Genomic DNA, 6,612 nt, shown 5'->3' on the forward strand with positions numbered 1-6,612 from the left:
CTTATGCCACAATTAAAGGTATTGAAGTCATGCGTGCACTACGTAAAGGACAAGCATCGTCATTTTATTATGGTCAGTCTCAGGGTGAAGTGTGTCTAATCAACAAGGTATTCGGTCTCTAAGCACTTTTTAAAGGGAACTTCATCGACTCAAATCTCTATTTGCAACAGTGCCAAAATTTATCCCATAATAATACTAAAAGTTAATGATTCTCATTTAATTTAAATTCATCAAATGCATAATTCATTTATAAAAATTGTACTAAATCATTTATAAAAATTGCAATAAATCATTTGAAACACACTTATTTAAAAGACTGGGACAGCAATGAGTTTGATAGAAACTTACTCACTATCCAAAGATCTCAAAAATATTCACTTCTATGATTAAAGCCTGCTCAGTAAGCAGGCGTTTTTGCCAATGATGCAAAATTAAAACAAGAAATAACGCTGTGCCATTGGCAAGACTTTCGCTGGCTCACACGTTAAATGAATACCATCTGCTCGCACTTCATAAATTTCAGGATCCACGTCCATCACTGGTGTATACGAATTGTGCTTCATATCAGCTTTAGAAATATTTCGGGTGTTTTTACAGGCTGAGATGATTTTCTTTAAACTTAACTGTTCAGCTACACCATTATTGATACCGGCTTGTGACAAGAAAGTAATACAGGTGTTATGTACGCCTCTTGCATTTGCTCCAAACATTGGACGGTAATGTACAGGCTGTGGTGTCGGAATCGATCCATTGATATCTCCCATAGGGGCAGCAGCAATCATGCCACCTTTAATAATCATGGCTGGTTTTACCCCAAAAAATGCCGGTTTCCATAACACTAAATCCGCAAGTTTACCGACTTCAATTGAACCTACTTCATGACTTAAACCATGTGTAATAGCAGGATTAATCGTATATTTAGCAATATAGCGTTTAACCCGATTATTATCTTTATGAGGTGTATCACCTTCTAATGGGCCACGTTGTACTTTCATTTTATGCGCTGTTTGCCATGTGCGAATAATCACTTCACCCACACGCCCCATTGCTTGGGAATCGGAAGACATCATGGAAATCGCTCCCATATCTTGCAGAATATCTTCTGCGGCAATGGTTTCACGACGAATACGACTTTCCGCAAAAGCAACATCTTCCGAAATGGCAGGATCTAAATGATGACATACCATCAGCATATCCAAGTGTTCATCAATGGTATTGACTGTATATGGACGGGTTGGATTGGTTGAAGATGGCAATACATTCGCTTGGCCAATGGCTTTTAAAATATCAGGTGCATGCCCACCGCCCGCACCTTCGGTATGGTAGGTGTGAATAGTACGATTTTTAAATGCAGCAAGTGTTTCTTCCAAAAAACCACTTTCATTTAAGGTGTCAGTATGTATGGCAACTTGCACGTCATATTCATCTGCAACGGTTAAACAATTGTCGATGGCCGCTGGGGTTGAGCCCCAATCTTCATGCAATTTCAAACCCACTACACCCGCTTCAATCTGCTCCCGAACAGGAGCAGGTAAGCTTAGATTTCCTTTACCCAATAAACCAATATTCATTGGTAAATCATCAATGGCTTGTAGCATGGTCGCAATATGCCAGGGTCCTGGTGTAACAGTCGTTGCCGATGTACCTGCAGCAGGACCTGTCCCCCCACCAATCATTGTTGTGGTACCTGACATGAGTGCGGTTTCAACTTGTTGTGGGCAAATCCAGTGGATATGAGTATCAATTCCACCTGCAGTAAGAATCTGGCCCTCCCCTGCGATCACTTCCGTTGCTGCACCTAATGGAATCGTGATATTGGGCTGAATATCTGGATTACCTGCTTTACCAATTTTCCAGATACGACCATTTTTCAAGCCAACATCGGCTTTCACAATACCCCACCAGTCCACAATTAAAGCATTAGTGATGACAGTATCTGCAACTTCATCCGCCAATAATTGTGATTGTCCCATGCCATCACGAATCACTTTACCGCCACCAAATTTGACTTCTTCACCGTAAGTAGTCAGGTCTTGTTCAACTTCGATAAATAATTCAGTATCTGCTAAACGAACACGATCACCTACTGTGGGTCCAAACATTTCCGCATATGCACGACGCGACATTTTCATAATGGATTACTCTAAATTCTTGATAGGTTCTGATGTCCCGACTTAGTCAAGTTTCCCCATCACTCGACCTGCGAAGCCATAAATTTCACGTTTTCCTGCCAGTGCAACCAATTCAATATTTCGGCTTTGTCCTGGCTCGAAACGTACTGCGGTACCCGCCGCAATATTTAAGCGGTAGCCTTTTGTAAGTTCACGGTCAAATTGCAAAGCATCATTGGCTTCGTAAAAATGGAAATGTGAGCCAATTTGAATCGGTCTGTCCCCTGCATTTGCAACCGTTATTTTCAACGTTTGACGGCCAACATTTAATTCAATCTCAGTGTCAGGGGTAATCACTTCACCAGGAATCATCTTTTTTCCTTATTTTTATCTTTAAATAATGGGTTGATGCACTGTTACCAGCTTGGATCCATCAGGGAAGGTTGCTTCGACTTGTACTTCAGCAATCATTTCTGCAATACCGTCCATAACATCATCACGACTGAGTAAAGTTGTGCCATAGTGCATGAGTTCACTTACGCTCATGCCATCGCGTGCACCTTCCAGTAATGCAGCGGAAATATAAGCAATTGCTTCAGGGTAGTTCAGTTTCAAACCACGTGCTTTACGACGCTCTGCGACTAAACCTGCGGTAAAAATCAAAAGTTTATCTTTTTCTGTCGGATTTAATTCCATATCTTTTACCTACCATAACTTGGATTTTTATACTCAGTACATGCATATAATGTTAATTTAAGAAATGTCGTTTTGAATGCTGAGACTCAACTGTGAATGACCTTAAGTTCTCCAAATTCTTGGAAATTCTTCCTCCAGGTTATACCAATAACGTCTTAATTTTGCTCTGATCGCAGCAAAAGCATCATGACATTGCCGAATATCATGGCCCAAGAAACGTGCACAAATCACATCATCCAATAATGTTAATGTCACAGGTACATTCATGCGCATCATTAACTCTCGAATTAAATCGATATGTTCATCCAAATAAATACTGGTGCGATATTTTGTAGGCGGAACTGCCCAGAAATTGCCCATGGTGGATTGTCCATTCATACCTAAACATGATTTCAACCAGCGGTCATTTCCTTTAAAACTTAAAGTATCAGCCACAAGCAGTGTCTGGTTACGGAACAATCTGAATTGGTTGATATAAGCACCTTCACTAAACTGTTCTGTGCATGCCTGTCGCCCAATCACCAGCATGTCCCATCCAATAAAACTTGCTGCCTGGTCTAAATGGATGATAGTTTTAGAATGGGCATTTGCTCCATTAAACAGCATGGTTTCTTGTGGTAGCCATTCAAAAATTGCATTTTCATTTAAATAGATATTGATATGTTGATAGGCCTGTTTACCGTTAGTTTTATACCATTTACCTGCACCAGGTGTGGTGACTAAGGCATGTGCATGTGCGTCCACAGTCATATCAAAAGTTAAATGGTCTCCACCTGCGATACCTGCAGGCGGGTGAACAATAATGGCATGACACACACCGGTTTTTTCCGGCCATAACATCTTCTGTACCCGCACAGGCCCATAATGTTTGCGATGATGCAATACAGTACATGCAGGCTCAATTTGAGCCTTAAACCCCAACTCTAACTTGGCAAACCATAATTGTGTATCATGTGTTCGACTAGCAGTTAAATCTTGCATTCTTCCTCTTGCATGACGAATTACTAAAATATGAATAATTCAAATTTCGTCATAAAAAACCATTAAGAAATCATCAGGCAAAGCCAATAATTGCAACCACAGCAGCTAATCCACCCACAATTTTCTTACCGTAAGGGACATATTTTTGTACCAAGGCACCTAGACCAAGCCCAAACAGGTAGATACCAGACATTGCAGTGACCATTCCCAGAACTAAAGCAGCTACCTGTCCCGACTGACCAAGTTCAGCACCGTGCGCCATACCATGGAAACTGGCCAAAATCATAGCTGTTACAGCGAAAAGTCGGTTTGCTTTTGTCCACAATGCAATCGCCAATACCGCCAAAGAACATACTATGCCGTATTCGGCAGTATTTGCTGAAATAAGCTGAAGATGACCTAGTGCAAAGCCCCCGATCATGGCCGTAGCCAAAGCCAACAGGCCTGCCATTTTCCAGCGCTGAGTCGCTGTCCATAACAGCACGCCCAAAGCGATTGCCATGCTGAGATGATCGATACCTGTAAATGGATGGATAAAGCCATTCCAGAAGCTGCTATGATGATCATGTCCAGCGTGTGCCATTGCCCACATCGGAAAAATCGCGACTAAAGACGCCAAACTTCTTTTTAAAACAATCATTATGTTTCTCCGAGTCAAACTTTGAATAAACCTTGTTTTTCAATGAAAGAAATGATGGCTTCCAAGCCGTCCTTGGTTTTCATATTTGAAAATAAAAACGGCTTATCTCCCCGCATACGTTTAGCATCTTGATCCATCACACTTAAATTTGCGCCAACCATCGGAGCCAAGTCGGTTTTATTGATAATCAGCAAATCAGATTTGGTAATACCTGGACCACCTTTACGTGGAATTTTCTCGCCACCTGCCACATCAATTACATACAACGTCAGGTCAGACAGTTCCGGGCTAAAAGTCGCTGCTAGATTATCACCACCGCTTTCAATAATAATCAGCTCAAGACCATCAAATTTTTCACATAAATCATCAATAGCAGCAAGGTTAATGGAAGCATCCTCACGAATTGCCGTATGTGGGCAGCCACCTGTTTCAACACCAACAATCCGGTCTGGAGACATGGCTTCATTACGCGTTAAAAAATTGGAATCTTCTTTGGTGTAAATGTCATTAGTGACCACAGCCATATTATATTTTTCACGTAAAGCCTGACATAAATTCAAAGTCAAAGCTGTTTTACCTGAACCGACGGGGCCACCAATTCCAACACGTAATGGGCTACGTTCTGACATTATTTTTTCCTCTATCAATTATGATCTGAATAATCTTGAGTATTGAGTTTCATGATGCATACTCAGCATGGCATATTGCGGTAAAGCACTACTGATTTCAGTATCATTGAGCTTTAAGGCATGACTGATAGCCTGGGGAATCAGCCCATGTAAATGCCATAAAATACGTTGACCACTCATTTGCCCAAGTGGAACGGTTTTCACTGCTGCCAATACCTGATTTTCTAAAACAGTAAAGGTGTATGCGGTTAATACTTCAGCTTCATTTAAGGCCAATGTTCCGCAAAGGCTTCCATACACGGGTATAAACCCCAATTGTTTTTTAACTTTTACAGGTTGTTTCAATACCTCACGAATCCAAGCATTTAAGGAAAATGCCAGCTGTTTTGACTCAGCTAACAGCTCCTTACTTTCTCGGCTTGCACGGTAAAAGTTTGCCCAATAATCGAATTTTTCCGCATCTTCACAATATTGCATCAAGCGTTTCAGCACGGGTAATTCAAAACGGACCAATATCATTTCCAGGACTTCTTCAAAATAAGCAATACTTGATGCTTCGTCATGTATCAGTCCCTTCTCAATCGCACTTTCCACACCTTGTGAATAGCAATATGCCCCAATCGGTAATGCTGTAGATGACAAGGTTAGCAGGCTTAAAAGTTGAGAAGGATTAGTGATGGACATGATGCAAGGTCTTAATCGGGCTTAAACGATGGTCATGCTGATGTTGCGCATATGCCCCACTTTCGGGTTCAAAAGGATGATCAACCACTTCAACCGCTAAACCCAACCCCATCACCATTTCAGCAAGAACATGGTCTGGTTCAAAATATAATGCGGTTGGCATCAGCATGAGAGGAACATGGCGGTTACCCAGATGATAAGCAGCTTTTAACAAATCAAAATCATGTTGTGCTGAAACTTTCATGAGTTTTTCTGGTTTAGCTTCAATTTTTAGGATATTTCCACTCTCTGTAGCAATATAAGATCCACTGCGTAAAATACCTGTACGTGGCAAATCTGCACCAATATCAATCCCATTTTTCATGGTTGCACGAAAACGGCTCTTTTGACGCGTATCAAAAGTCAACTCAATAACTTCAAAGTCACAACCTTCAGTAAGTCCTTCTAATCGTTGAGTATAAATTTCCATTTTTTCTCCATGCTTATTAAGTTAGGTACTAATCTTGAGCCAAAATGATTCAAAAATAAACTGCATTCGTAAAAACGCACCACCACAATTATTCAAGCAATTATCACGCCAATTTTTATATCGTAATTATCTTTAAGAATATCTATTGATCAAAATTTTCTAGCTCAGCGCTTTAATAAAATATTACTACTGATTCAAATGACTTTAAAAAAGTCCTTACGAACAAGGGCTTTTTAGATCGGTTCAATATTAGATCTCTTTCATAAATCAAAAAACGACCACTTTTTTGATTGATATGGTAATCCCCCCTAAAAATAAAAGGATCTAAAAGTAGAATTTTCTCTTAAAGTGTAGGCAGGAGATTCTGCATGAAAACATCTAAATTTACTGACAGTCAGATCA

The 6,612-nt window shown here is 40.4% G+C and carries 8 protein-coding genes and 1 pseudogene; 1 reads left to right on the top strand and 8 read right to left on the bottom strand.

Going from position 1 to position 6,612, the window contains the following annotated elements:
* Positions 1-122 (top strand): annotated as a pseudogene (locus tag PAE54_RS12130) (IS6 family transposase); the annotation flags it as partial.
* Positions 123-431: 309 nt separating this feature from the next.
* Here PAE54_RS12130 and ureC read toward each other — a convergent pair.
* The 8 genes from ureC to ureE all read right to left on the bottom strand — a co-directional run bounded on the left by ureC (position 432) and on the right by ureE (position 6,210).
* Positions 432-2,132, bottom strand: coding sequence for an urease subunit alpha (ureC, locus tag PAE54_RS12135; protein WP_326519624.1), 1,701 nt, complete (start codon positions 2,130-2,132; stop codon positions 432-434).
* 42 nt (positions 2,133-2,174) lie between these two features.
* The gene (locus PAE54_RS12140) at positions 2,175-2,483 is read right to left on the bottom strand and encodes an urease subunit beta (protein ID WP_326519625.1); all 309 of its coding nucleotides are present in this window, start codon (positions 2,481-2,483) and stop codon (positions 2,175-2,177) included.
* Positions 2,484-2,504: 21 nt separating this feature from the next.
* Positions 2,505-2,807, bottom strand: a complete 303-nt coding sequence (gene ureA, locus PAE54_RS12145; RefSeq protein WP_326519626.1) for an urease subunit gamma — start codon at positions 2,805-2,807, stop codon at positions 2,505-2,507.
* Between the two features lie 102 nt (positions 2,808-2,909).
* A complete protein-coding gene (locus tag PAE54_RS12150; protein ID WP_326519627.1) occupies positions 2,910-3,788 on the bottom strand; it encodes an urease accessory protein UreD in 879 nt (292 codons plus the stop codon).
* Positions 3,789-3,861: 73 nt separating this feature from the next.
* Complete coding sequence (locus PAE54_RS12155; RefSeq protein ID WP_326519628.1) at positions 3,862-4,428, bottom strand: HupE/UreJ family protein; 567 nt, start codon at positions 4,426-4,428, stop codon at positions 3,862-3,864.
* Between the two features lie 14 nt (positions 4,429-4,442).
* Entirely contained in the window at positions 4,443-5,057 is a 615-nt protein-coding gene (gene ureG / locus PAE54_RS12160; RefSeq protein ID WP_326519629.1) for an urease accessory protein UreG, read from the bottom strand.
* An 18-nt stretch (positions 5,058-5,075) separates the two neighbouring features.
* Entirely contained in the window at positions 5,076-5,741 is a 666-nt protein-coding gene (locus tag PAE54_RS12165; protein ID WP_326519630.1) for an urease accessory protein UreF, read from the bottom strand.
* Complete coding sequence (gene ureE, locus PAE54_RS12170) at positions 5,728-6,210, bottom strand: urease accessory protein UreE (RefSeq protein ID WP_326519631.1); 483 nt, start codon at positions 6,208-6,210, stop codon at positions 5,728-5,730. Before ureE ends, PAE54_RS12165 begins: the two co-directional genes overlap by 14 nt.
* Positions 6,211-6,612 lie beyond the last annotated feature (402 nt).

The sequence above is a fragment of the Acinetobacter minutum genome (assembly GCF_035916735.1).
GTDB lineage: Bacteria > Pseudomonadota > Gammaproteobacteria > Pseudomonadales > Moraxellaceae > Acinetobacter.

Excerpts from the sequence above, each read along its gene's own strand:
- ureC (WP_326519624.1), bottom strand. The coding sequence starts at position 2,132 with ATGAAAATGTCGCGTCGTGCATATGCGGAAATGTTTGGACCCACAGTA.
- PAE54_RS12140 (WP_326519625.1), bottom strand. The coding sequence starts at position 2,483 with ATGATTCCTGGTGAAGTGATTACCCCTGACACTGAGATTGAATTAAAT.
- ureA (WP_326519626.1), bottom strand. The coding sequence starts at position 2,807 with ATGGAATTAAATCCGACAGAAAAAGATAAACTTTTGATTTTTACCGCA.
- PAE54_RS12150 (WP_326519627.1), bottom strand. The coding sequence starts at position 3,788 with ATGCAAGATTTAACTGCTAGTCGAACACATGATACACAATTATGGTTT.
- PAE54_RS12155 (WP_326519628.1), bottom strand. The coding sequence starts at position 4,428 with ATGATTGTTTTAAAAAGAAGTTTGGCGTCTTTAGTCGCGATTTTTCCG.
- ureG (WP_326519629.1), bottom strand. The coding sequence starts at position 5,057 with ATGTCAGAACGTAGCCCATTACGTGTTGGAATTGGTGGCCCCGTCGGT.
- PAE54_RS12165 (WP_326519630.1), bottom strand. The coding sequence starts at position 5,741 with ATGTCCATCACTAATCCTTCTCAACTTTTAAGCCTGCTAACCTTGTCA.
- ureE (WP_326519631.1), bottom strand. The coding sequence starts at position 6,210 with ATGGAAATTTATACTCAACGATTAGAAGGACTTACTGAAGGTTGTGAC.